Genomic DNA, 22,588 nt, shown 5'->3' with positions numbered 1-22,588 from the left:
ACCAGGGGGCGTTCCTGCCGCACTGCCACAACCCCAACCCGGCCGACGGATCGGCCACGACAGCGAGGACTACCGATGACCGCAGACGGCCCGGACGACCGTGACGACGCTCCCGCGCCGGCCTTCCTGACTCGCCGCCACATGCTCGGCGTCGGGACCGCCGCCGCGGCGAGCGGTCTGCTCCGCTTCCCGCCCCCGGTGCACAACGGGCAGCCGCAATCGGCGCCGGACCCCCACATGAAGGTGTTGCGTACGCCGGAGTCCCGATTCCGCAACCTGGCCGACTACCCGTTCGAGCCGCACTACGTCCATGTCGACTCCGGCGACGGCACCGGTGCCCGGCTGCGGATGCACTACGTCGACGAGCGGCCGGCGGGCGCGGTGAAGCCGTCCGGGCAGACGATCCTGCTTCTGCACGGGCAACCGTCCTGGAGTTACCTGTACCGGCACGTGATCCCGCCGCTCGTGGCCGCCGGACATCGCTGCATCGCCCCCGACCTGATCGGCTTCGGCCGCTCCGACAAGCCCGCGTCCCGTTTCGCGTATACCTACCAGCGTCATGTGGACTGGCTGCGCGAAGCCGTGTTCGACAGGCTCGGCCTGCTCGACGTGACCATGGTGTGTCATGACTGGGGAGGCCTTTTGGGACTGCGGTTGCTGGCCGAACATCCCGGCCGGTTCCGCCGCGTGGTGGCGACGAACACCTATCTTCCAACCGGGGACCAGGACGTCGGCCGGGCCTTCCACGCGTGGACGCAGTACAGCCAGCGGGCCGACCCGTTCGACGCCGGAGCCGTCGTCGAGGCGGGCACGATCAGCGAGCTCAGTCCAGCGGTGAAGGCCGGATACGACGCGCCGTTCCCCGACGAGACTTATCGGCAGGGCGCCCGCCAGTTCCCCCTCCTGGTGCCCATCACGGCATGGGACGAGGCCACCGTTCCCAACCGCAACGCGTGGGCTGTGCTGCAAACGCTGTCCGTGCCGTTCCTGTGCGCGTTCAGCGACCACGTGATCCTGCTGCCGCAGGCGCCGAACACCGACGACCCGAGCTATGCCGTCCCCCAACCGGACCAGTGGTTGCGCGAGCGCATTCCGGGCGCCCAAGGTCAACCGCACACCACCATCGCCGACGCGGGCCACTTCGTCCAGGAAGATCGGGGCCCCGAACTCGCCGCGATCGTCAACCGCTTCATCGAGTCGACGCGGTAGGGCCGGCCGTGGCCCGTCAGAGGCGGGCCGATCCCGCGCGCCGCCGGCGCGCGGGGCGGTCGGCCGGTCAGCGGACCCAGGGCGGCACGAGCCGGTCGGTCCCCTTGGGCGCGAGGTCGCAGGCGTCCGCGGCGGTGATCCCGCCGGGGTTGTAGACCTCGCAGCCGGCCGGCGCGGCCACGATCGCGCTGAAGCCGGCCTCCGCGTCGGCGTGCACCCGGCGGCTGACGTCGGCGGGCATGACGACGGTGTCCCCGGCCTCGACGGCGACGGTCTCGCCGCCGAGTTCGACGGTCGCGCCGCCGGTGAGGAAGGTCCACACCTGCTCGCCGTCGCTCGCGTGGTGGGGACCGTTGTTCCCGGCGGGCATGTCCACCCGCCAGACGGCCTGGGCGGCGCCTCCCTGGGTGGGCGAGGCGAGGGTGGTCATGACGCCGTTGGGAGTGGTGCTCCTGCGGCTGTCGGCGGAACGGATGACGGGCATGCGTGACTCCTTGGAGACAGAGCGGTGGCCGGGTGCCGGACGGGTCGCCGGGCCGGTCCACGGGGGCAGGGCGAGAGAAGGAGGAGGGGCAGAGGTCAGGCGATCCAGGGCGGCACGCCGTGCACCGTGCCGTCGGGCAGGATGGCCCTGGCCCCGGCGGGGGCGGTGACGACGGCGGTGAAACCCACGTCGGCGCCCGCCGTGACGCGCCGTGGGGTCGAGGGCGGCATGACCACGGTGTCGCCGGGCGCGACCGTGAACGTCTCGCCGCCGAGTTCGACGGTGGCGGTGCCGTGGAGGAACGTCCACACCTGCTCGGCGTCGAAGTCGTGCGGCGGCCCGCTCGTCGCGGGGGTCGCCTCGACGCGCCACACGGCCCGCGTGGCGCCGCCCAGGGTGGGCGAGGCGAAGGTGGTCATGACCCCGGCCGGGGTCTCGGATCTGCGGGATTGGGCATGACGGATGACAGACATCGTCGGCGTCTCCTAAGATAGACAACGTTGTTGTCGGTAATAGTGAACCAGGTTGTCTATCTGTGTCAATCGACCCGCCCGGCTTCGAGCTGCCCCTGCGGCTCTTCCTGGGGTTTCGCGTTCTCATCGACGAACTGCACGCCGAGCTCGCCCGTCAGGGGCATCCGCATGCCCGTCCCATGCACGGCTTCGTCATGCAGGCGATCGGCACGGAGGGCACGACCGCGGTGGACCTGGGCCGCACGCTGGGCGTCAGCAAGCAGGCGGCGGGCAAGACCATCGAGACGCTCGAACGCCTCGGCTACGTGGAGCGCGCCCGGGACTCCCGCGACACGCGCCGCAAGATCGTACGGCTCACGCCGTCGGGGGTGGACGTCCTGGCGCGCTCGGCCCGGATCTTCGACGACCTGCGGGCGCGCTGGGCCGCCGTCATCGGGGACGAGCGGCTCAGAGACCTGGAGGCCGACCTGCGGAAGGTGACGCCGCAGGACGTCTTCCGCCTCGACGTGCCCGGCTGGTTCGGCGCCTGACCCGGCAGGGGTGCGGGATCAGGCGCGGCAGGGATCAGGAGCGGCGGCGGGGCAGGGCCAGGGACGCGGCCGCGCCGAGCACGCACAGGCCGCACGTGATCAGGAAGATCTCGGTGTACTCCGCGTGCAGCGCCGCCTGGACCTGCGCCGTGTAGTCCGCGAGCCTGCGGGCGTACTCGGCCGCGTCCACCCCGAACGGCAGCGGCGTGTCCAGGTGCGCGGTGAGCGACTGGAACCGGTGGAAGCCCCAGGCCGACAGCGCGGCCACGCCCAGCAGCATGCCCATCATCCTGGCCACCACGACCGCCGCCGACGCCACGCCGTGCCGCGCCGCCGGGACCAGGCGCAACACCGCCGACGAGACCGGGGCGATCACCACCCCGAGGCCGAGGCCGGCGACCACGAGGTCGGCGTCCATCCGCACGCCGACCGACGCCAGGTCGAGCGGCCACCGGGAGATCAGCCAGTAGCCGGTGGCGGCCACCGCCATCCCCGCGACGGCAACCGGGCGCTCGCCGAACCGCCGCACCAGGATCCCGCCGAGGAACGCCGCGACCGCCAGCGCGGCGAGGAACCGGGTGAGCACCAGGGCGCCGCCCACCGCGTCCTCATCGAGCAGCGTCTGCGCGGCCAGTTGCACGTCGACCAGCGTGACCAGCAGCGCCGCACCGGCCAGCAGGCTCACCGCCAGCGTGGCGAGCAGCGGTGTCCTGGGCACGCCCGTCAGGTCGAGCAGGCGGACCGGGGAGCGGATCTCCCACAGCACGAACAGCACCGCCGCGACCGCCCCGGCGGCCACGCACGGCAGTCCCCACGGTGGCAGCACGGCCGTGTCGGGGGAGGGGTTGTAGAGCCCGGCGACAAGCAGGCCGAGCGCCAGCGCGAGCAGGACGCCGCCGCCCGCGTCGACCGTCCCGGCGTTCGCCTTCCGCGCGTCGGCCGTTCCCGCGTCCGCCCTCCTCGCGCCCGCCGTCCCCGTGTCGACCGTCCTCGCGTCCGCGCTCCTGGAGCCCGCCGTCCCCGCGTCCGCCGTCCCGGTGTCGGCCGTCCTCGCGTCCGCCGTCCCCGCGTCCGACTCGCCGGAGGGCCGGCCGTACGGCTCTCGCCCGCCGGGGACGGCCACCTGCACGGCGACGGCGGCCAGCAGCGCGAGCGGGAGGTTGACCCAGAAGATGCCGCGCCATCCGGCGAGCGCGGCCAGGCCCGCGCCATAAAGCGGGCCGAGCACGCTGCCGAGCTCCTGCGCGGCGCCGACCGCCCCGAGCGCCACCGGCCGGGCGCGCTCGTCCCACAGGTCGCCGATGAGGGCCATGGTGATCGGCAGCAGCGCGCCGCCCGCGACGCCCTGCAGCGTACGGCCCGCGACCAGCGCGGGCACACTCCCCGCCAGGGCGGTGACGAGGGAACCGGAGGCGAACCCGGCCAGGCAGGCGTGGATCAGCGCGCGCCTGCCGTACCGGTCGGACAGGCGGCCGAGCAGCGGCATGGCCGCGACGTAGCCGAGCAGGAACCCGGTCACGACCGGGGTCGCCCGCTCCAGGTGGTTCAGCGGCACCCCGACGTCGGCGGCGACGTCCACGAGCACGGTGACGACGACGTACGCGTCGAGTGCGGCGAGCAGCACGGCGGCGCCGCCGACGCCCAGCGCGAGACGCCGGTGCCGGGCGGAGGGCCCGGCGGTTCCGGTCGCCCGGGTCCGTCCGGCCGCGCCGTCCGCGTCCGTGGCGTCGCCGGCGTCGGTGGCGTCGGTGGCGTCCGTCACGACGCGGGCGGGGCGATGGTCACGGGGGCGTCGTAGTCCCCCAGGGTCACGGCCACGGAGCCGCCGGTGAGCGGCAGGTCGAGCTTGAGCAGGCGGCTGGTGGCCTTGTCGATCCAGAGCGTGCCGGTGACCCCCTGCTGAATGCCGGGAACCAGCGTGGCCAGCACCTCCTGCGACAGCGTGGCCGCCACCCGGTAGGCGGTGGCGTCGCCGACCTTCTCCTCCGCCTGCGTGTGGACGTCCTTCGCGGTGGACAGCAGCCCGGGCACGCCGGTCAGCACGGCGGAGGGGTTGTAAAGGGCCAGGAGCTGCTGGCGGGTCATCGTCTGGAAGCCGCCGGTGGGTCCCTTGAAATAGACCTTGTCGCCGACGAGCACGAACTCGATCTCCTGCAGTCCAGCGATCTCGATCTGCAGGGTGCCCTTGGCGTCGCCCTCCCGGGTGAGGCTGCCCTCGGCGTGCCGCACCGGTACGGCGGGCTTGTCCTTGGTCGCGATCGTGAAGGCGACCGTCGTGACCGTCCGCATGGCCTCGGCCGAGCGCTTCAGCAACGCGGGACCGTCCGGCAGGGCGGCCTCGCTCTTCGCGCTGCACGCGGTCACGAGCAGCAGGCCGGCCACGACGAGCCCGAGGATTGTTCGCACAGCCGGATCGTAGCGAGCGGGCGTGGCCGGTACGCGCTCCCTCGGGAATCGGTTTGGCGCGGCCGGTCGCGGGAAGTCGGGACCGGGTGCCTACCCCGTGCCGCCCCGCGGTCTCCTCACCTGATGCCGCGGAGCGCCTGGAGACGATCGATGATCGGCGTGTAGATCTGCTCCAGGGTGGACACCTCCTCGGGGGTCATCAGGTCGATGAAGTGCCGGCGGACGCTCGCCACGTGGTCCGGCGCCACCCGCTGGATCATCTCCCAGCCGGGGTCGGTCAGCACGGCGAACGTGCCGCGCCGGTCGTCCTCGCAGTCCTGCCGGGTCACCAGGCCGGCGGCCTCCATCCGGGAGATCTGGTGGGACAGCCGGCTGCGCGACTGGATCGTGGCGTCGGCCAGCTCGCTCATGCGCATGCGCCGGCCGGGACTCTCCGAGAGGTTCACGAGAATCTCGTAGTCGTTCAGCGACAGCCCGATCGCCTGCAGCTCCCGGTCGAGCTGGTGGAAGAGCAGGCGATGAGCGGCCAGGTGTGCCCGCCAGGCGCGCTGCTCCTGCGGGGTGAGCCAATGAGGGGCGTCCATGATGCCCAGCATAAGATCACTTGAACGAACGGAGCGGAATGCCTGACAGCGAGAACGGTGAGAGCCTCGGCACCGTCGTGGTCGCGGGCGCGGCCAACCTCGCCATCGCGCTGGCCAAGCTGGCCGCCGGTCTGATGAGCTCCTCCTCGGCGATGCTGTCGGAGGCCGCGCATTCGGCGGCCGACACGGCCACCGAAGTCGTGTTGTTCGCCGCGATCCGGCACGGTGAGCGCCCCGCCGACTCCCGCCATCCGCTCGGCCACGGACGGGCCGCCTACCTGTGGGCGATCGTGGCCGCCTGCTTCACGCTGGTCGTGGGGGCCGGGTTCTCCCTGACGCACGGCTGGCACACGATCACCGCGGGGGAGAGCCTGGGTGACATCGGCGTGTCGTACCTCGTGCTCGCGGTGTCCTTCGCGATCGAGTCGGTCTCCCTGTGGAAGGCCCTGCGGCAGCTTCGCGGCGAGGCCGGTCGCTGGCGGGTGAGCCCCGGGCGGCTGCTGCGGCGCACCTCCGACACCGTGCTCAAGGCCGTCGTGCTGGAGGACTCCGCCGCGCTGATCGGCATCGCGACGGCCGCCGTCGGCCTGCTGTTGTCGCAGCTCACCGGCTCGGCCGTGTGGGACGGCGCCGCCTCGATCGTCATCGGGCTGCTGCTGCTCGGCGTGGCGCTGACCCTGATCAGGACCAACGCCTCACTGCTCATCGGCCAGGCGGCGCCGCGCGGGTTGCAGGAGGAGATCCGCGGCGAGCTGGTCGCCCATCCGGAGGTCGAGGCCGTCGTCGAGCTGGTCACGGTCATGATGGGCCCCGGCCAGGTCATGGTGGCGGCGAAGGTCGACTTCCGCGACGAGACGTCCGGGCAGCGGCTCGAACTCGCCTCCGACCAGGTGGAGCGACGGCTCACCGAGCGGTTCCCGGAGATCCGGCAGGTCTTCCTCGACCCCACCCCGGGGCGGTCAGCCGCCGAGAAGGCGTAGTTTGGCGGGCTCGTCGGTGACCGCGGAGGCGATCACGGTGCCGGCCGTCCACTCGACGAAGTGACGGCCCCGCCATTCCAGCGTGATCGACAGCCCGTCCTCCAGCGGCAGGGCCGACAGGTCCGCCTCGCGCAGCCGGTCGAGCGTGAGCTCTCCCCGTTTGACCAGCGCCTCCTTGCGTACCCACTGCCGGATCAGCCTGCGGTTGTCGTCACCGACGAGCTTCGCCTCCGCGGGGGTCAGCGCGAGCTCCACCAGCCTCTCGTCGGCCGGGCCGTTCGTGGCGTGCTCGGCGTCCACGCCCACCCGGCCGAACCCGGCGACCGCGCAGACGTAGCCCGAGGTGTGCGCCAGGCTGATCGACACCTCGGGTGCCTCGGCCAGCCAGGGCCGTCCGTGGGCCTGCCCGCACCCCTCGCAGCGCTGCACCACGGTCAGCGTGCGGACGCGGGCGCCGAGCAGCTCCGCGGCGCAGTGCCGTACGAGCAGGTGGGCGGCGACGAAGTCGAGGCGGTCCCGCTTGCGGGTGAAACGTTCGGCGCGCTCTCGCTCGGCCTCGCTCAGTGTGCCGGAGACCATGTCCAGCACATCGTCGGTGTGGCCGGCCACGGCCAGTGGGGGGCGCACGAGGCCACTGTAGGGGAGCGATGTGACGATCACGTGAACTGGGGCCCGGGCCGCGACGGCCGAGGTTCCCATGGCCATCCCGGGTGAGCCGACCTGGGTGAGCCGACCTGGCCGCGACGGGTCGCGGCCGCGTGCGTGCGGCTCGTGCAGGACCCCGTCGGCACGTGACCGTCGCCGTGACCGCCCCATCTGTGCGACCGGCGCAGCAGGGACGCGTGATTTCCGCTGCCGCCCGATCTCCTGGGCGCCGTTCGATCCGGATGACGGCGTGCGCGTCCGTTTCATCCACCTTCGGGATCGGCACGCCGACGGGGCGACTCGACTCAGGCTCTGCGCCAGCGGGCCCGATCCCCGGGACGGGACGTACAACGCATCGAGGTGCCCGCGCTGGTGCGTCCCAGTGCCCCTTCGGGGGAGCAGAAGGCTCCGGGGTGGACACTGGAGCGTACAGATGGCTGGGGTGGGCGCCTGGTTTTCCTTGGCGTCGGTTTCGGTGCCGATCGGGTCTTCTTCGGCTTCGGTGCTGATCGGGCTTTCATTGGCTTGAGCCTGGGGGGTGCCGGCGTATGGGAGGCGACGGCCGCTACCAGGGTCGGGGCGGGCGTCTCGCTCGGGATCGGGGTGAGCGTCTCGCTCGGGATCGGGGTGAGCGAGGAACTCGGGGTGTAGACCGAGGTGGGCGGTGAGGTGGCCAGGGCTGTGCCGGTGGAGTCGCTGCAGCCGGTCAGTAGTGCGGCTGCGAGCAGTGCGGCCATGACAGACGGTCGGAACATGTTCTTGCCTCCGCAGGGTGGTCGCTGTTCCGATCGGTTGACGAGTGAGTCGCTGGCGGGGGTTACCTAGCCCTGACCTGGAAGCTCGATCGTTAACGTTCCGCGATTCGAGAGGTTCCTTCACGTAGTCCTGGGCGAGTGCGTCGGGCTCGGACCCGTCGTTGAACCCCATTTGCTCAGCGGACCGTGCTCAGCATCCTCGATCGGGCCGTTATGGATCATGCCTCTCCCAAGGCGGTGTTGAGCTTGTCGCGAAGCACGCGCACCGCGTCGGGCGGCAGGAGGGTGCGGACGTCGAGCGGCCCCGTCATCCGCCCAGTGCTGAGGATGTTCCGCAGCGCGAGGCGTACGAGCGGGTCGAAGTCGTTCGTCGCGACGTCGATGTGGATGGACGGGTCGCCCTCGGCGCGGTACCGCTTCCGCGCGGCCGTTGAGCGCAACGACGTCCACCGTTGCCCGGTGCGACCAGATGCGAGCGTGAGGATCTCCCGGAGGGCACGGTCGGTCTCATGGCCAGAATGCGACCGGTGTGCCAGGCCATGATCGACTTGGCGTCCTGGGAACCCGTCTACTTCCAGGTCCCCGATCCGGTGGCACAGAAGTCCTGGCACCGGTTCGGGGTGGAAGTCAGGAAGGCGGGGTCCGCGTGCGTCCGGGCCGTCGACCGCGCATTCCACCTGTCCATGATCGGCCTCTTGGGCGGGTCCATAGGGGCGACAACCACCTCGGCCCTGATCGATGTGATCATCGATGATGCCGCCGACCCCGTTTACAAGGGCGAGCCCATAGAGCCGCCTCAGCCGCGTCTGTGAGGTGCGAGACGGCAACTCGTCGCGGAGGTACAGGCGGGCAACCCGTCTCCGAGGTACGGGCCGGCACCCCGCAGGACGGCGACGGACCTACTCCTCCGGCTTCCGGTCCGGGCGGCGGGGCCCGGACCGGTAGCCACGAGCGGGGACGCTCACCCGGCCAGGGCGGCCATCCACGACTCGATCTCGTCGGCGCGGCGGGGCAGCGCGGCCGACATCAGCCGCGCGCCGTCGGCCGTGATGACGAGGTCGTCCTCGATGCGGACGCCGATCCCGCGCAGCTCCGGCGGCAGCGTCAGATCGTCGGGCTGGAGGTAGAGCCCCGGCTCGACGGTCAGCACCTGGCCCTCCTCAAGCACGCCGTCCAGGTAGGTCTCCGACCGCGCCCGGGCGCAGTCGTGCACGTCGAGGCCCAGCATGTGTCCGCTGCTGCACAGGGTGTAACGCCGGTGCAGGCCCGCCTCGGCCTGCGCCCGGCTCAGCAGGCCCCACTCGCGCAGCCCGTCGGAGATCACCCGCATGGCGGTCTCGTGGAACTCGCGGAAGCGCACCCCCGGCCGCAGCACGGCGATGGCGGCCGTCTGCGCCTCGTAGACCAGGTCGTACACCTGCCGCTGCACCGGGCTGAACCGGCCCGACAGCGGCAGCGTGCGGGTGACGTCGGCCGTGTAGAGGTTGTCGCCCTCGACTCCGGCGTCCAGCAGCAGCATCTCGGCGGGGTCGAGCCGCCCGTCGTTGCGGATCCAGTGCAGCACGCACGCGTGCGCCCCGGAGGCCACGATCGACTGGTAGCCCACGGCGTTGCCCTCCAGCCGCGAGCGCATGCCGAAGACGCCCTCGACGTACCGCTCGCCGCGCGGGTGCGCGAGGGCCGCGGGCAGCGCGCGCACGACGTCCTCGAACCCGCGCGCGGTCGCGTCCACCGCCTGCTGCAGCTCCGCGATCTCCCACTCGTCCTTGACCAGCCGCAGCTCCGACAGGACCGCGGCCAGCTCGGCGTCGCGGTCGTCGCCGGCGGGGGAGACGAGCGCGTCGACCGAGGCGTCCACCCCGCGCAGAACGCGCGCCGGCCCGTTCAGCGCGGCCGGCAGCGCGTCGATGTGCGCGCACTCGATCTGGTACGCCGCATCGGCCTCCGCGAGGTCGAAGCGGCGGCCCACCCAGAACTCGCCGTACCGCCGGTCGCGGTAGAACTCCTGCGACTCGGCACGGGACGGGCGGGGGTGCAGGAACAGCCGGGCGTCGCCCGACGGCTCGATCACCAGGACGTCGTCGGGCTGCTGGCCGCCGGTCAGGTAGGCGAACGCGCTGTGCGTGCGGAACCGGTGGTCGTCGTCGTTGCTGCGGGCCCGCAGCGTGCCCGAGGGGATGACCAGCCGCTCGCCGGGCAGCCGTTCGGCGAGCCGCGCCCGGCGCTTGGCGGCGTACGCGGCGACCGGCAGCGGCGGCACGTCCTCGCGCGTGCCGGCCCAGCCGCCGCGCATGAACTCCGCGAGCGCGTCTGAGATAGGGAGATCGTGGCTCCCGGTGTTGATCTTCTCGGCCATCCTCTGCCCCCAGGGTGCGGTGATATTTCGCCATCGTAGGGGTGGGGGCCCTTGACGAGGTAGGACGACCGCTGTTGCCTGGGGAAACAGGATTCGCCGCTCCGGCCGGCCGGCGGGAGCGGAAGCGGAAGCGGAAGCGGGGACATGTCCCCCCGGGTGCCCCCTGAGAGGCGGTGTCGATGCTCATCGGAACGATCTTGCAGAGTAAGGGAACAGGTGTGGCGACCGTTCCTCCGCATGCCACGGTGTCCGAGCTTCTCGCCCGGCTGGCCGAGCTCAACATCGGCGCGGTCGTGGTCTCCGAGGACGGCCTGTCCATCGCGGGCATCGTGTCGGAGCGCGACGTCGTGCGGCGGCTCAACGAGCACGGCGCCGCGCTGCTCACCATGCCCGTATCGTCGATCATGACCGCGGAGGTGCGCACCTGCAGCCCGGACGCCAACGTCGACGAGTTGCGCCGCACCATGACCAACCACCGGATCAGGCACGTGCCCGTGGTCCGCGACGGCCGGCTGGCCGGCATCGTCAGCATCGGCGACGTCGTCAAGACCTCGATCCAGGAACTGGAGAGCGAGAAAGAGGCCCTGGTCGGCTACATCAACGGCTGACGAGAGGCCCCGCCGGCGTGGGGCGCGGTGACCTGACTCGCCCCGCCTCCCGCGGCGAGCGGCGATTTAGACTCGGTTGCGTGAAGCTGAAGCTGGACCTCCACGACATCTACAACAAGGGCAGCGAGATCGACAAGGCGCTGCACGGCATCATCCAGGAGGCCATACGCAAGAAGGCGACCCAGGTGGAGATCATCCCGGGCAAGGGGTCCGGCCAGCTCAAGAAGAAGGTGCTGCGCTTCCTTGAGCAGAAGGAGATCAAGGCGCTTTACCACCGGATCGACAAGGATTCCAAGAACCACGGACGTCTGTTCGTCTACTTCCAGTGGAAGTAGGGGCGTCTCGCGTCCGCCTGGGTGAACGTCATGTCGATCCGGCCGAGGGCACGACCAGGGCACTCGGCCCGGTCGGCTCTTGCGTAGAAAGCGATCAGCGGCCCTGTGTCCACGTGAAAGACTTCCCCAAGCTGACAGCGCGGATTCGATTCCCGTCACCCGCTCCACGCACGAGCGCCCAGGCCAGGGAGTAGGTCCTACTCCGGATGTCCGTGTGATCAGGACCGCGCGGCTGAAGTCGCCGCAGACCTTCCACTCCTGGTCATGGTGAGGGTGCAATCTCGAGAAACCATATCGATCTTTCCTGCCGCCCCGGCCCCAGGCCGGACAGCCTAGAGGGAAATCGACACTACTAAATTGGGCCCGTCCATCAATTCTTGATCTAAACGCACACCGCTTTCCACTTCAATGACGGCTAGGCACGCCGTGACGATGTCGACCTGTGCCTCTTCCTCCTCGCTGTCGTAGCCACTCACGAGAAGCTTGCTGTAGGGGCTCAGCGGGCCGAAGTGGTCTGTCCAGTGCGTGAAGGGGATGCATGCCGGCTCGGGATGCTCCAGGTGTCCCTCATCCTCTCCGTAGCAGGCATACAGAATGGTGTTGCCTTCGATGTCGAAAGACAGATACCAGTGCCGGAATCCGTCGCCGGTGAGCCGATCAGTCACTTGTTGGCGCTCGACCGGGTGCCAGTCCAGGGTGACTACGCCATTGCCAACCTGGTGAAGGGAAAGGCGATCGTTGTCGTGCGGCTCCCCGGGACTCTGCACCGCAGCAGGGACGGCTCCGAGACGGCGCATGGCATCCTCGATCGTGAGAACTCCGGAGTCCGGAATCGTCACTGTGTATGCGAAGGAATCGAGGCCGAGGCGATCTAGAATGTCGTCGTAACGCGCGACGATCTCATCGAGCACGTGTCTAACAACCCTTTTGGACATGCTCAAGGCTCCCTGCATCGAGGATCGGTCAGCGATTCTAAGGGATCACATCCGGGGCCGTTCGTGCCAGATGCGTGCCAGAACGGACGGCGATCAGCGGTGGTTCAGGGGGCTCACGGCGACTCGGCCGCCACACATACAGGTCAAAGATCTATCGAGGTGAAAGAATTCCCAAGCTGACAGCGCGGATTCGATTCCCGTCACCCGCTCCGCGCACGAGGGCCCAGGCCAGGGACACGTTCCCGACCTGGGCCTTGAATTGTTTCAGGGTCATCGCAACTGCCGGCCTCGCCGTACCGGAACCCACCGCACGGGGGCCGCCGGCGGGATGCGGCGTTCACGATCGCCCCGTCGTGGCCGGTCACCGCTCGCGGTTAGAGGCGATCGCGGTCCGGGACTTCGTTCCTCGACCCCGGCCCATCGAGCTCGATCCGGAGGGAGACATCATTTCTTGAGGTTCCTCGACTATCGCTTGCTGAGCGCCTTGCGGAGCTGAGCCGCCTGCTGCGCTCGGACCTCGAAGGGAACCTCGATCTTGCCTGGGTCTGAGAGGATGAATCCGTCATCGGGGGAACGAGGGATCACGTGGACGTGGACATGAGAAAGCGTCTGGCCTGGGATGTTGTCGTTCTGCAGAACCATGCTCCCGGGTGCTCCAAACGCTTCCCGAACGGCGGCGGTCACTTGGCCAACCACATAGAACAGCTCAGCCGAAAGATCGCGAGGGGCAGTATGAAGATTCGTCACGTGAGCAGTCGGAAGCACGAGAAAGTGACCAAGGTTCTTTGCTCGCTGCCAAGGGACGGGCAGGACGAAGACGTTGGCAGTGCGATAGGCGACGAGCTCCCCGTCTACGTCACCGGCACCGATGAGACAAAAGGGGCATGGGCTCATCTGCTGAATTCTCGGCCACCTTGGGATAACGAGTCCACCCAAATATCTGGCGGTTCGGCTGTACGGTCCAGCCGCGATGAGAAGGTCAGAGCGTGCCCGCTGCGTGCCCGTTCGACTGGCGATCAGCGGGGAAGCAACGGGAACGCACGGTGACTCCGCCAGCGTACGTCCAGGCCATCGTTTGCCCAGCTCAGATGGCTTGATCTTGAGAGACGTCCCAAGCTCCTGGTCACGACATACGCCGTACCGCTCCTGGCGGCTATCGGGGGCGGCGGAGGGGCCCCTACGGACCGGACACCTCATTCAGGCAGTTCGCAAAGCGTGAGGTCCGGCACGCCCAGGCTCCCGAAGGTGTACTGGGGGCACTTCACTCACCAGCAGGGGCCCAGCAGACGGGCTCGTCGCCAGGCTCGGCACCCTCGCAACAGTCAGCATGATCGCCGGAGCGAGCACCGGCCCGCAGCGATGAGATAAGCCCGTGCCCGTAGATCATCAGTGAGTCCACCCGGCGCCACCCTTCGCATCGGGGATCACAATCGCCCCAGCCGATCGTAATCACATTGACACAATCTGTCATCAGTACGTGTGTTCGCATCGTTCGGTCTGCACAGACACGCCTCTGGAACCGCCGGTCAGGGGGTGGTGCCGGATGTGCGGCCACGCGCTGGTCGCGAATTTTGACAGCGCCGTAGGACCCGGGAATGCAGGGCATCCCTCAGGTGAACGTCCTGTCGATCCGGCCGAGGGCGCGACCGGGCACTCGGCCCGGTCGGCTCTTGGGTGAAGAACGCGTTCCCTGCGCGCCCCGGTCCGCTGCGTCCGGAGTCCGGAGGGCGTGCGTCGCGAAGCCGGGGTCCGCTGACCGAGTCACACGGCAACCGTGCGCATGTCCACCCCTGCTCCAAGTCATCCCTGCTCCGAGTCACCCCTGCTCCGGGTCACTCGGGCACCGCGGTGTGCCGCGGCACATGGCATCCGTACGGAACGGGGGGCGGGGGATCGGCCGTGACGCGGCGATAAATTCTCCGGGGCCGTGTCGATCCGCGGGCCGCTCGTTCGACGTACGAGTGCGAGGGTCGACAGGCGGCCCCGCCGGAGGAGGAGAACACGATGTCGAAGTACATGCTGATCATGCGCGGCACCGATGAGTCGAACGCGGCCCTGATGGCCGACATCGACGAGATGATGGCCACGACCCGCCAGTTCATCGAGGAGATGGTCAAGGCCGGGGTTCTCCTGGCGGCGGAAGGGCTGGACGATCCGGGCCGGGGCGTCGTGGTCGACTTCAGCGGCGAGGTCCCGGTGGTCACCGACGGGCCGTACGGGGAGACCAAGGAACTGTTCGGTGGCTATTTCCTGCTCGATGTCGCCTCCAAGCAGGAGGCGGTCGAGTGGGCCAAGCGGGTCCCGGCGGCCACCGGGTCCAAGATCGAGGTTCGGCGGGTGGCCGGCGACGACGAGACGCCACAGGACGCCGCGGGGTCCGTCGAGGCGCCGGCCCGGGGCGCGAGCAACGGCCCGATCTGATGGGCGCGGCCGACGTCGAGGCCGTCTGGCGGATCGAGTCGGCGCGGATCGTCGCCGCGCTGACCCGGTTCACCGGCGACTTCGCTCTGGCCGAGGACGCGGCCCAGGAGGCGGTGGCCCAGGCGCTGGTGTCGTGGCCGCTCGCTCCTCCGACCAATCCGGCCGGTTGGCTGATGGCCACGGCCCGGCGGCGGGCGATCGACGAGATCCGCCGCCGGACCGCCCTTCAGGACCGGCACGCCCTGCTGGCGGCCGGCCCGGCGGTCGACTCGGCGGTTGACGAAGAGGTCGACCCCGACAAGATCGACGATGACGTCTTGGCGCTGATGTTCATCAGCTGCCACCCGGTGCTCTCCCCCGAGGCCCGGGTGGCGCTGACCCTGCGCGTGGTCGGCGGTCTGTCCAGCGAGGAGATCGCCCGTGCGTTCCTCGTGTCCGTGCCGACCGTGCAGGCCCGCATCACCCGGGGCAAGAAGACGATCGCGGCGGCCGGGGTGCCGTTCGAGTTGCCGCCGGCCGACGAGCGCCGGCAGCGGCTGGGCGGGGTGCTCAGCGTCCTCTACGTGATCTTCACCGAGGGGTCGACGGCCACATCGGGTGACCGGCTGCTGCGCCCCGACCTCGCGTACGAGGCGATCCGGCTGGCCCGCACGCTGGCCGCGCTGCAGCCGGAAGAGCCGGAGGTGCACGGCCTGCTGGCGCTGTGCGAGCTGACGGCCGCGCGCTTCCCGGCCCGGACCGGCCCGGACGGTTCGCCGATCCTGCTGGAGGACCAGGACCGGCGGCGGTGGGACTTCTCGGCGATCCGCCGTGGGCTGGCCGCGCTGGTCAAGGCATCGACGCGCGGCCTCGGCCCCTACGGCCTGCAGGCCGCGATCGCGGCCGCCCACGCGACGGCGCCCTCGGTCGAGGAGACCGACTGGGACCGGATCGTGGTGCTCTACGAGGCGCTCGGCCGGGTGGCGCCCTCGCCGGTGGTCGAGCTCAACCGGGCCGTGGCCGTCGCCATGGCCTCGGGCCCGGCGCAGGCCCTGGCCATCGTGGACGAGCTGATCGCCTCAGACCGGCTCCCCGGTTCGCATTTGGTTCCGACCGTACGCGGGGAGCTGCTGGCCCGCCTCGGCCGGCGACCCGAGGCGCGCGCCGAGCTGGAGTTGGCGGCCCGGCTGTGCGCCAACCAGCGCGAACGCTCAGTGCTGCTACGCAAGGCGGCCGCGCTGGGCTGATTCTCCAGCCCGGCCGGCCGGGATCAAGCGCGACCTGGACGCCGCCGCGATCATAGGGGCGTCGAAGCCTTGACCACACTCGATCCGGTGATCCCCAGCGCGACAGCCTCGGCCATCCGGCTTTCGGCAAGCCGTGCACCCTGCAGGGAGCCGTTTTGCCGTCTGCGGGTGCGGCCGGTGCGAGCATCGCGAGAGGCAGAAGCGATCACCACGGCTGGGGGAAGAATGCGTCGAGCACTGATCGTGATATTGGGCGTGGCCATGGCGGCATCACCGGCCGCCACGGCCTGGGCGGGCCGGACGCCGGAGGTCGCGGGCGCGTCGGCGATCTTGCCGGGCGGGCAAGGGCCCGGTGCGTGCGGTCCCGGATCGCCGTGTGCGGCGGTCGACTGTGGTCCGGGCCGCGTCTGCGTGCCCGCCCCCAAGCAGTGCCTCACCACACCGTGCCCGCAGTACGACTGCGTGCCGGCGGCCTCGGCTCCCCGCTCGGATCACCGGCCTGCCCGCCCCGGCTCGCACCCGGGCCGGTGGTGGCTTCGGGAGCCGGAGCAGCGACCGGCCCACCCGCAGCACGGGCGAACGGCGGACGGCCCAGCGAACTCGCCTGCCGGCACTCCTGGCGACCCGGCGCGGACCATCGGAGCGGCGATCGGCCTTCAGGTGTGAACCCGGCTCGTCGAGGCCGCTCCGCACCGCACCGCACCGCACAGCACCGCGGCGGCGGCCACCGCGACCGCCACCGCGACCGCCACCGCCATGGTCACGGTCGCGCCGACGACGTCGTGTCCGTCCGGTTCTCAGAGCCAGAAGGTGTCGTGGTGGAGGTAGAACTCCGCCTTCTCCTCTTCGCTCATGTCCGCGAGCGTGAGCAGTCCCTCGAAATAGCCCTCTCGTGGGGCGCCCGGCGCGAAGTGCAGCAGCATCGACGCCGGCTCTCCCGATTCGTTGCGGAACGCGTGCACGCCGCCCTCCGGGACGTGCACGAAGTCGCCGGGGCCGGTGTCGATCCAGCGCCGCCCGTCGTAGATCCGCACCGTGCCGGTGAGGATGTAGAACGACTCGGAGATCGACCGATGGAAGTGGGCCGCCGGGCCGCTGGGCTCCGGTCCCATGTCCCAGCGGTAGAGCCCGAACTGTCCGTTGGTCGTCGCACCGGTCGCCAGATAGTGCACCGTGGTTCCGCTCGGATAGTCGAGCTCGGGCGTGGCGTCCGGGCGCCGGTACGAGGCCGTCGGCTCGCCCGTGTCACCGTGGTAGGTGGGCGGTGGATAGGTCAATGGTCGCCCTCTCGTCGGATGCGGGTCGTTCGTCAGAACGTGGACCGAGCTGTTCGGCCTCCGTTCGGCGACACGAGCTGGTGAAGGTCAATCCTCCTTGCCCGTGGTGCTGAGTTCTTCCTACGTCCCCCTGCGTCGCTTGGTGTCGTTCGGCGTCGCCGGGTGCGTACGGCAGCACTCGCCGATTGAGATCGACAGTACGCCGACGGCCCGCCGAGGTGGACGAGGACGGCGTCCGCAGGGGGACCTGGTGCGAGTCCTCCGTCCTCTCCCGCGGGTCCTGTAGGGTCGCCGGGAAACCGGGGGCGTCCCGAGCCTCCGCGGCACGGTAGAGGTCGTCGCACCGTTGATGGAGCACCTGGTCGAGCACCGCTCGATGCCGGGACGGTGCGGAGCTCAGCGGCCGGCGAACGCCGACATGCCGGAGAGGGCGGGTTCCTCGCGGACGGCGCCGGTGTGGGGAGCGCCTTCGGTTCCGGGTTCGTCTCCCCGGCCGCGTGGGCGGGCCGCGAGACGGCAGGCGAGGCAGTGGCCGTGGCCCGTCATCGGGTCCTGCACCCGCCAGTCCCACTGCTCGGGGGGACGGGGGCCGCTGGGCTTGCCCCAGCCCGCCAGGTGCAGGGCCCAGGTGGCCAGGCCGCCCAGGACGATGACGCCGATGCCGAGCCAGACGCCGAGGGACGAGGCGGAACACATCGACACGCCCACCGTGGCGCAGCCGCACAGCGCGACGACGCAGCCGGTCCAGCCCGCGACCGTGTGCCCGAGATCCACGTCGTCGTGCATGCCGCTCATGATTCTCCTCGACGTGCGAGACAATTATCTCACGAACTAAACATCTTAGATTCTAAGGAGATTGGGAATGGACGGCAAGCCGCGCCCGGAGGCGACGCCCGAGCAGGCTCTCGCCGGCATGGACCAGCTGATCGCGCTCAGCCTGGTCGGGCAGCACGACATCGCCCAGCGGCTCGGGCTGAACGTCACCGACGTCACCTGCCTGGGCTTCATCCTGGCGGCGGGGGACGACCCGATCAGCGCGGGCGCGCTCGCCGAGCAGGCCGGCCTGACCACGGGTGCGGTGACCGGTGTGCTGAACCGGCTGGAGAAGGCCGGGTTCGCGCACCGCCGGGCGGACCCCGAGGACCGCCGCCGCGTGCGCGTCGTCGCCGACCCTGCCGCTGTCGCCACCGCCGCGGCCGTTTACGAGCCCTTCTACCGGAGGTTGAACGAGCTGTTCGCCGACTACACGCCCGCGGAGATCGCGGTGCTGTCCGACTGGTTCACCCGCGCGGGCGACCTGATGCGGACCTACCTGGAGGAGATCCGGCGCGACCAGCTCGCCGCGATGCCCCGCGCCCGGCGCACGCGGAGCCGTTGAGGCCGCCGCGCCCTGCCTACCGCTGCGCCCTGCCCACCGCTGCCCCCTGCCGCCGCGCCCTGCCCACCCGCGCGCCCTGCCCCCTGCCGCCACGCCCTAGCCCCCTGCCGCCGTACCCTGCCGCCGTACCCCGCCTCCCGCCTACCCGGCCCGGCCGCACCGGGCGTTCCCGCCCGGCCGGCCACTGCCTGTGGGCCGGGTCAGTGCTCGTCGACGACCCGGCCGTTCAGGGCGGTGGCGTCCTTGGTCAGGGCCATGGTCAGCGGCGCCTCCGGGAAGGTCGGCATGGCGGCGAGCGCGGCGCCCATCTGCTCGCCGCTCTCCCAGTGCCAGGTGTCGGTGTAGGCGCCGTCCTCGAGCTGGACCAGCACGGTGCGGGTGAGGCCGGGATGCCCCTCCCTGACGGTCGCGATCAGCGAGGTCCTGCGGGCCAGGAATTCCTCCAGGTCGGCCTCGGGGACGGAGTAGCGGTGCGAGCGGACGGCGGACATGTCGGTCTCTCCTTCTGTGTGGAGGTCGGGGGAGGGGGCCTACCAGCTGCCGGCGATCTGCCGGACCGGGGCGTTCAGGCGGTTGAAGAGGTTGCTGACGGCGGTCATCAGCAGGATGGAGGCGAGCTGCTTCTCATCGAAGTGGTCGGCGGCGTTGTCCCAGACCTCGTCGGAGACGGCGTCGGCGCGGTCGGCCAGCCGGGTGGAGGCCTCCGCCAGCGCCAGTGCGGCGCGCTCGGCGTCGGTGTAGTACGGGGTCTCGCGCCAGGCGGAGACCAGGCCGATGCGTTCGTCGCTCTCGCCGAGCTTGCGCAGGCTCTTCAGGCCGGCGTCGACACAGTAGCTGCACCCGTTGATCTGGCTGACCCGCAGGTGAATCATCTCCATGAGCTCCTGGGGGAGACCCTGCGACTGGGCGGCCTTCATCAGTTCCATGATCGGCTTCATCGCCGCGGGGATGATCGTGGCGGGGTTCTGCATCCGGGCTTCCATCGTGTTTCCTCCGTATCGGTTCCGGTGAGAGCCGTCTCGGTTGGTGCGAGAGCCGTCTCGGTTCGTGTGGGATCAGAGTCGCCGCCCGGATTGATACATTCGCTATGTGCGCACGATGTGATCGTGATGGGGGGGGCGATGCTGCGCTTCACCCTTCTCGGCCCCGTCCAGATGGTCGTCGACGGCGCGCCCCTGACCGGCATCGCCCCACGTCATCGGGCTGTCCTGGCCTACCTCCTGCTCAACGCCGGCCGGGTGATCGGCATCGAGCGGCTGATCGACGCGATGTGGGGCTACGACCGGCCCGACACCGCCCGGTCGCAGATCCACGCCTCGATCACCGCGATCCGCAAGGTCCTGCGCGGCGCGGGAGCCGTAGGGCTCCTGCAGACACGTGCCGGCGGCTACGTCGCGCAGCCGGAGCCCGGACAGGTCGACGCGCAGGAGTTCACCGAGCTGGTGGCCGCCGGCGAGCTGCGTAAGGCTCTGGACCTGTGGAGCGGTGAGGCGCTGGAGGACGTGCACGCGCATTACGTCACCGGCGTCCGGGAGCTCTGGAACGACCGGCGGCTGTCGGCGTACGAGCGCCTGGCGGAGGGCGAGCTGGCCGCGGGGCGGCACGGCGATCTGCTCGACGGCCTCGCGGCCCAGGTGGCCGCCAATCCTCTGCGGGAGAAGCTCAACGGTCATCTCGTCCTGGCCCTGCACCGGGCGGGGCGGCAGCCCGACGCCCTGGCCGCCGCGCGCGCCTACCGTACGGCTCTCGCGGACGAGCAGGGCCTCGACCCCGGACACGCCTTCACCGAACTGGAACGGGCGGTCCTGACGGACGATCCGGCCCTGCGCCTGGCCGGCCCGGCGCCGGTGGCTCCCCACCCGCCGTCCCGCTCCACCTTCCTGCCCTACGACACTCCCGATTTCTCCGGACGGACCGCCGAACTGGAGCGGCTCGCGGACGAGCACCACAACGACCACGACGAGCCGGCGGTCGTCACGATCGACGGCATGGCCGGGATCGGCAAGACCGCTCTCGCCGTCCACGTGGCCCACCGGCTGGCCGCCCGCTATCCGGACGGCCGGCTCTTCGTCGACCTGCAGGCCCACTCCGCGGGCCGGGAGCCGATCGACGCCGCCGCGGCGCTGGAGACACTCCTCCGCCAGCTCGGGGTGCCCGCCGGCCGCATCCCGGTCACCCCGGCCGAGCGGAGCGCCCTCTGGCGCGCCGAGCTGGCCGGTCGCCGGGTGCTCGCCGTGCTGGACAACGCTCTCGATGCCGAACACGTGCGCCCCCTACTGCCGGGACGCTCCGGCACCCTCGTCCTGATCACCAGCAGGCGGCGGCTCGTCGATCTGGACGGCGCCCAGGCGTTGTCGGTGGACGTGCTGAGCGAGGCGGACGCCGCCGGGCTGTTCGCGCGGATCGTGGGTGAACGCGCTCACCAGGAGCCGGACGCCGTCCGCGAGGTGCTGCGGCTGTGCGGGCACCTCCCGCTCGCCATCCGGATCTCCGCGGCCCGTCTCCAGCATCGCCCGCGCTGGACCGTGGCCTACCTGGCCGGGCGGCTGCGGGACCATCGCCGGCTCCTCGACGGGGTGTCGGCGGCCTTCGCCCTCTCCTACGAGCAGCTCCACGAAGACGAGCAGCGCATGTTCCGCCTGCTCGGGCTGGTGCCGGGGCGCGACATCGACGTCTGCGGCGCGGCCGTGCTGGCCGGGATCCGCGAGGACGAGGCCGAGGAGCTGCTCGAAGGCCTCCTCGACGCCCACATGCTCCTGCAGCTCGAACCAGGCCGCTACACCTTCCACGACCTGCTCCGTGAGCACGCCCGCTCGCTCGCCGAGGACGACTGCGCCGTCATGCGGCTGCTCACCTACTACCTGCACCGCTCCCGTGCGGCGATGGACCGGCTCTTCCCGTACACGGTCGGCCAGCGGGAGGGCATCCCCCAGCCGGCCGCCCCGATCGCGCCCATCCGCGACGCCGCGGAGGCGATCGCCTGGCTCGACGCCGAACGCTCCAACATCATCGCGACCGCAGTGCACGGCCCCGAGATCTGCCTGGGCATGCTGGCTCTGGCACTGCGCCCCTACCTCGACCGGCACGCGCATCACGACGACGCGCTCACGCTGCACACCCTGGCGCTGCGGCGCAGCCGCGCGCTCGGCGATCCCGAGGTCCAGGCGCGAGCGCTCACCGACCTGGCGCGGACCTACTGGCGGCTCGGCGAGTACGAGCGTGCGGAGGAGCATGCGCGGCAGGCCCTCGACGCGTGCGAGGACGCCGGCGAGCGGGCCCGGGCACTGCTCACCCTGGGAAACGTGGCCCTGCGCCGCGGCCGGGACACCCAGGCGGAGCAGCACCTCAAACAGGCGCTCGACCTCACCCGCATCGGCGCCGACACCTGGGGCGAGGCCAACGTGCTCGGCATCCTCGCCCTCCTCCTCGACCGGGCCGGCCGCCCCGAGGAGGCCCGGCGCCATCTCGACCTGGCACTGGCGCTCCACCGCAAGGTGGGCGACCCGGCGGGAGAGGCGGTGATCCTCGACCACCTCGGCGTCGTCCTCCGGCGCCAGGGCGAGCTCGCCCAGGCACGCATCCGCCATGAGCAGGCCGTGGCCGTCTGCCGCACGCTCGGCAACACCGCCGGTGAGGCGTCCGCGCGCAACGGGCTGGCCGAGGCGGCGGGAGACCCGGCTCTGGCGGTCGAGGAGCACACGTCCGCACTCGCGCTCGCCGACCTCGCGTGCAACCGGCCGGAGCGGGCGCGTGCCCACGACGGGCTGGCACGCGCCTACCTCGCGCTCGGGCACGCGGAGCAGGCGTGTGAGCATGCGCGGCTGGCGCTCGGCCTCTACGCCGAGCTCGGTGTTCCGGAGGCCGAGGAGGTCCGCGACTTCCTGGAGAGCGCGGGAAAGTCCGCGAGGCAGGACCGCCCTGCGCCCGTGGGGTCCTGACCGCTCCGTCGCAGAACGGCTCCGGCCGCCTCGAACCGGGCTCCGGCG

Annotated in this window: 24 protein-coding genes; 10 read left to right on the top strand and 14 right to left on the bottom strand. The window is 71.0% G+C overall.

Annotated features, from left to right (window positions below; genetic code table 11):
- Nucleotides 1–75 precede the first annotated feature (75 nt).
- A complete protein-coding gene (locus ACGFIB_RS00855) occupies nucleotides 76–1,209 on the top strand; it encodes a haloalkane dehalogenase (RefSeq protein WP_393367628.1) in 1,134 nt (377 codons plus the stop codon).
- A 67-nt stretch (nucleotides 1,210–1,276) separates the two neighbouring features.
- Here ACGFIB_RS00855 and ACGFIB_RS00850 read toward each other — a convergent pair whose 3' ends face one another.
- Nucleotides 1,277–1,693 carry a cupin domain-containing protein gene (locus ACGFIB_RS00850; protein ID WP_357258117.1) on the bottom strand — a complete coding sequence of 139 codons (417 nt, stop codon included), beginning with the start codon at nucleotides 1,691–1,693 and terminating at the stop codon, nucleotides 1,277–1,279.
- A gap of 95 nt (nucleotides 1,694–1,788) precedes the next feature.
- On the bottom strand, nucleotides 1,789–2,166 hold the full coding sequence (locus tag ACGFIB_RS00845; RefSeq protein WP_357240416.1) for a cupin domain-containing protein: 378 nt from the start codon (nucleotides 2,164–2,166) through the stop codon (nucleotides 1,789–1,791).
- A gap of 62 nt (nucleotides 2,167–2,228) precedes the next feature.
- Between ACGFIB_RS00845 and ACGFIB_RS00840 the strand changes: the two genes are divergently transcribed.
- Nucleotides 2,229–2,696 (top strand): MarR family winged helix-turn-helix transcriptional regulator, encoded by a 468-nt coding sequence (locus tag ACGFIB_RS00840; protein WP_142568849.1) that lies wholly within the window; start codon nucleotides 2,229–2,231, stop codon nucleotides 2,694–2,696.
- Nucleotides 2,697–2,730: 34 nt separating this feature from the next.
- On the opposite strand, the gene ACGFIB_RS00835 is transcribed toward ACGFIB_RS00840, so the two are convergent.
- The 3 genes from ACGFIB_RS00835 to ACGFIB_RS00825 form a co-directional block, all read right to left on the bottom strand.
- Nucleotides 2,731–4,458, bottom strand: a complete 1,728-nt coding sequence (locus tag ACGFIB_RS00835) for an MFS transporter (protein WP_393367625.1) — start codon at nucleotides 4,456–4,458, stop codon at nucleotides 2,731–2,733.
- Nucleotides 4,455–5,102: an LppX_LprAFG lipoprotein gene (locus tag ACGFIB_RS00830; RefSeq protein WP_393367623.1), complete on the bottom strand. Its 648-nt coding sequence runs from the start codon at nucleotides 5,100–5,102 to the stop codon at nucleotides 4,455–4,457. The genes ACGFIB_RS00835 and ACGFIB_RS00830 overlap by 4 nt, the downstream gene beginning before the upstream one ends.
- A 116-nt stretch (nucleotides 5,103–5,218) precedes the next feature.
- Nucleotides 5,219–5,686 (bottom strand): MarR family winged helix-turn-helix transcriptional regulator, encoded by a 468-nt coding sequence (locus ACGFIB_RS00825; RefSeq protein WP_357258124.1) that lies wholly within the window; start codon nucleotides 5,684–5,686, stop codon nucleotides 5,219–5,221.
- Between the two features lie 38 nt (nucleotides 5,687–5,724).
- Here ACGFIB_RS00825 and ACGFIB_RS00820 point away from each other — a divergent pair, with 38 nt between their 5' ends.
- Entirely contained in the window at nucleotides 5,725–6,666 is a 942-nt protein-coding gene (locus ACGFIB_RS00820; RefSeq protein ID WP_357258126.1) for a cation diffusion facilitator family transporter, read from the top strand.
- Here the strand turns inward: ACGFIB_RS00820 and ACGFIB_RS00815 are convergent.
- Nucleotides 6,646–7,293: a 4'-phosphopantetheinyl transferase family protein gene (locus ACGFIB_RS00815; protein ID WP_357022328.1), complete on the bottom strand. Its 648-nt coding sequence runs from the start codon at nucleotides 7,291–7,293 to the stop codon at nucleotides 6,646–6,648. The genes ACGFIB_RS00820 and ACGFIB_RS00815 overlap by 21 nt on opposite strands.
- Before the next feature lie 991 nt (nucleotides 7,294–8,284).
- The gene (locus ACGFIB_RS00810; RefSeq protein ID WP_393367620.1) at nucleotides 8,285–8,506 is read right to left on the bottom strand and encodes a hypothetical protein; all 222 of its coding nucleotides are present in this window, start codon (nucleotides 8,504–8,506) and stop codon (nucleotides 8,285–8,287) included.
- A 99-nt stretch (nucleotides 8,507–8,605) separates the two neighbouring features.
- Between ACGFIB_RS00810 and ACGFIB_RS00805 the strand changes: the two genes are divergently transcribed.
- Nucleotides 8,606–8,878: a hypothetical protein gene (locus ACGFIB_RS00805; RefSeq protein ID WP_393367618.1), complete on the top strand. Its 273-nt coding sequence runs from the start codon at nucleotides 8,606–8,608 to the stop codon at nucleotides 8,876–8,878.
- A gap of 149 nt (nucleotides 8,879–9,027) precedes the next feature.
- On the opposite strand, the gene ACGFIB_RS00800 is transcribed toward ACGFIB_RS00805, so the two are convergent.
- Nucleotides 9,028–10,422, bottom strand: a complete 1,395-nt coding sequence (locus tag ACGFIB_RS00800) for an aminopeptidase P family protein (RefSeq protein ID WP_393367616.1) — start codon at nucleotides 10,420–10,422, stop codon at nucleotides 9,028–9,030.
- A gap of 179 nt (nucleotides 10,423–10,601) precedes the next feature.
- Here ACGFIB_RS00800 and ACGFIB_RS00795 point away from each other — a divergent pair, with 179 nt between their 5' ends.
- Nucleotides 10,602–11,030: a CBS domain-containing protein gene (locus tag ACGFIB_RS00795; protein ID WP_191050685.1), complete on the top strand. Its 429-nt coding sequence runs from the start codon at nucleotides 10,602–10,604 to the stop codon at nucleotides 11,028–11,030.
- Nucleotides 11,031–11,110: 80 nt separating this feature from the next.
- Nucleotides 11,111–11,365, top strand: coding sequence for a Smr/MutS family protein (locus ACGFIB_RS00790; protein ID WP_142575520.1), 255 nt, complete (start codon nucleotides 11,111–11,113; stop codon nucleotides 11,363–11,365).
- Nucleotides 11,366–11,697: 332 nt separating this feature from the next.
- On the opposite strand, the gene ACGFIB_RS00785 is transcribed toward ACGFIB_RS00790, so the two are convergent.
- Nucleotides 11,698–12,276 (bottom strand): hypothetical protein, encoded by a 579-nt coding sequence (locus tag ACGFIB_RS00785; protein WP_393367614.1) that lies wholly within the window; start codon nucleotides 12,274–12,276, stop codon nucleotides 11,698–11,700.
- Nucleotides 12,277–12,765: 489 nt separating this feature from the next.
- Nucleotides 12,766–13,194 carry an HIT family protein gene (locus ACGFIB_RS00780; protein ID WP_393367612.1) on the bottom strand — a complete coding sequence of 143 codons (429 nt, stop codon included), beginning with the start codon at nucleotides 13,192–13,194 and terminating at the stop codon, nucleotides 12,766–12,768.
- A gap of 1,110 nt (nucleotides 13,195–14,304) precedes the next feature.
- On the opposite strand from ACGFIB_RS00780, the gene ACGFIB_RS00775 reads away from it, so the two are divergent.
- Complete coding sequence (locus ACGFIB_RS00775; RefSeq protein ID WP_142575521.1) at nucleotides 14,305–14,721, top strand: YciI family protein; 417 nt, start codon at nucleotides 14,305–14,307, stop codon at nucleotides 14,719–14,721.
- On the top strand, nucleotides 14,721–15,947 hold the full coding sequence (locus ACGFIB_RS00770) for an RNA polymerase sigma factor (protein WP_393367610.1): 1,227 nt from the start codon (nucleotides 14,721–14,723) through the stop codon (nucleotides 15,945–15,947). The genes ACGFIB_RS00775 and ACGFIB_RS00770 overlap by 1 nt, the downstream gene beginning before the upstream one ends.
- A 797-nt stretch (nucleotides 15,948–16,744) precedes the next feature.
- Here the strand turns inward: ACGFIB_RS00770 and ACGFIB_RS00765 are convergent.
- Together ACGFIB_RS00765 and ACGFIB_RS00760 are read right to left on the bottom strand one after the other, a co-directional pair.
- On the bottom strand, nucleotides 16,745–17,224 hold the full coding sequence (locus ACGFIB_RS00765; RefSeq protein WP_191050690.1) for a cupin domain-containing protein: 480 nt from the start codon (nucleotides 17,222–17,224) through the stop codon (nucleotides 16,745–16,747).
- 396 nt (nucleotides 17,225–17,620) lie between these two features.
- Nucleotides 17,621–18,019, bottom strand: a complete 399-nt coding sequence (locus ACGFIB_RS00760) for an HGxxPAAW family protein (protein WP_357258142.1) — start codon at nucleotides 18,017–18,019, stop codon at nucleotides 17,621–17,623.
- Between the two features lie 67 nt (nucleotides 18,020–18,086).
- Here ACGFIB_RS00760 and ACGFIB_RS00755 point away from each other — a divergent pair, with 67 nt between their 5' ends.
- Complete coding sequence (locus ACGFIB_RS00755) at nucleotides 18,087–18,602, top strand: MarR family transcriptional regulator (protein WP_142575524.1); 516 nt, start codon at nucleotides 18,087–18,089, stop codon at nucleotides 18,600–18,602.
- Between the two features lie 200 nt (nucleotides 18,603–18,802).
- Here ACGFIB_RS00755 and ACGFIB_RS00750 read toward each other — a convergent pair whose 3' ends face one another.
- Nucleotides 18,803–19,093 (bottom strand): hypothetical protein, encoded by a 291-nt coding sequence (locus tag ACGFIB_RS00750; protein WP_357250423.1) that lies wholly within the window; start codon nucleotides 19,091–19,093, stop codon nucleotides 18,803–18,805.
- Nucleotides 19,094–19,132: 39 nt separating this feature from the next.
- Complete coding sequence (locus ACGFIB_RS00745) at nucleotides 19,133–19,585, bottom strand: carboxymuconolactone decarboxylase family protein (protein WP_357285202.1); 453 nt, start codon at nucleotides 19,583–19,585, stop codon at nucleotides 19,133–19,135.
- A gap of 126 nt (nucleotides 19,586–19,711) precedes the next feature.
- On the opposite strand from ACGFIB_RS00745, the gene ACGFIB_RS00740 reads away from it, so the two are divergent.
- The gene (locus tag ACGFIB_RS00740; RefSeq protein ID WP_393368430.1) at nucleotides 19,712–22,540 is read left to right on the top strand and encodes an AfsR/SARP family transcriptional regulator; all 2,829 of its coding nucleotides are present in this window, start codon (nucleotides 19,712–19,714) and stop codon (nucleotides 22,538–22,540) included.
- The last annotated feature ends 48 nt before the right edge of the window (nucleotides 22,541–22,588 follow it).

Source organism: Microbispora bryophytorum, assembly GCF_043197435.1.
Classification (GTDB): domain Bacteria; phylum Actinomycetota; class Actinomycetes; order Streptosporangiales; family Streptosporangiaceae; genus Microbispora; species Microbispora bryophytorum.
This window is presented reverse-complemented; position numbering and strand designations above follow the sequence as displayed.

What these genes read in the sequence shown, in the direction of transcription:
- ACGFIB_RS00855 (WP_393367628.1), top strand. Translation starts at nt 76, where the DNA reads ATGACCGCAGACGGCCCGGACGACCGTGACGACGCTCCCGCGCCGGCC.
- ACGFIB_RS00850 (WP_357258117.1), bottom strand. Translation starts at nt 1,693, where the DNA reads ATGCCCGTCATCCGTTCCGCCGACAGCCGCAGGAGCACCACTCCCAAC.
- ACGFIB_RS00845 (WP_357240416.1), bottom strand. Translation starts at nt 2,166, where the DNA reads ATGTCTGTCATCCGTCATGCCCAATCCCGCAGATCCGAGACCCCGGCC.
- ACGFIB_RS00825 (WP_357258124.1), bottom strand. Translation starts at nt 5,686, where the DNA reads ATGGACGCCCCTCATTGGCTCACCCCGCAGGAGCAGCGCGCCTGGCGG.
- ACGFIB_RS00820 (WP_357258126.1), top strand. Translation starts at nt 5,725, where the DNA reads ATGCCTGACAGCGAGAACGGTGAGAGCCTCGGCACCGTCGTGGTCGCG.
- ACGFIB_RS00805 (WP_393367618.1), top strand. Translation starts at nt 8,606, where the DNA reads ATGATCGACTTGGCGTCCTGGGAACCCGTCTACTTCCAGGTCCCCGAT.
- ACGFIB_RS00800 (WP_393367616.1), bottom strand. Translation starts at nt 10,422, where the DNA reads ATGGCCGAGAAGATCAACACCGGGAGCCACGATCTCCCTATCTCAGAC.
- ACGFIB_RS00795 (WP_191050685.1), top strand. Translation starts at nt 10,602, where the DNA reads ATGCTCATCGGAACGATCTTGCAGAGTAAGGGAACAGGTGTGGCGACC.
- ACGFIB_RS00780 (WP_393367612.1), bottom strand. Translation starts at nt 13,194, where the DNA reads ATGAGCCCATGCCCCTTTTGTCTCATCGGTGCCGGTGACGTAGACGGG.
- ACGFIB_RS00775 (WP_142575521.1), top strand. Translation starts at nt 14,305, where the DNA reads ATGTCGAAGTACATGCTGATCATGCGCGGCACCGATGAGTCGAACGCG.
- ACGFIB_RS00770 (WP_393367610.1), top strand. Translation starts at nt 14,721, where the DNA reads ATGGGCGCGGCCGACGTCGAGGCCGTCTGGCGGATCGAGTCGGCGCGG.
- ACGFIB_RS00760 (WP_357258142.1), bottom strand. Translation starts at nt 18,019, where the DNA reads ATGAGCGGCATGCACGACGACGTGGATCTCGGGCACACGGTCGCGGGC.
- ACGFIB_RS00755 (WP_142575524.1), top strand. Translation starts at nt 18,087, where the DNA reads ATGGACGGCAAGCCGCGCCCGGAGGCGACGCCCGAGCAGGCTCTCGCC.
- ACGFIB_RS00750 (WP_357250423.1), bottom strand. Translation starts at nt 19,093, where the DNA reads ATGTCCGCCGTCCGCTCGCACCGCTACTCCGTCCCCGAGGCCGACCTG.
- ACGFIB_RS00745 (WP_357285202.1), bottom strand. Translation starts at nt 19,585, where the DNA reads ATGGAAGCCCGGATGCAGAACCCCGCCACGATCATCCCCGCGGCGATG.
- ACGFIB_RS00740 (WP_393368430.1), top strand. Translation starts at nt 19,712, where the DNA reads ATGGGGGGGGCGATGCTGCGCTTCACCCTTCTCGGCCCCGTCCAGATG.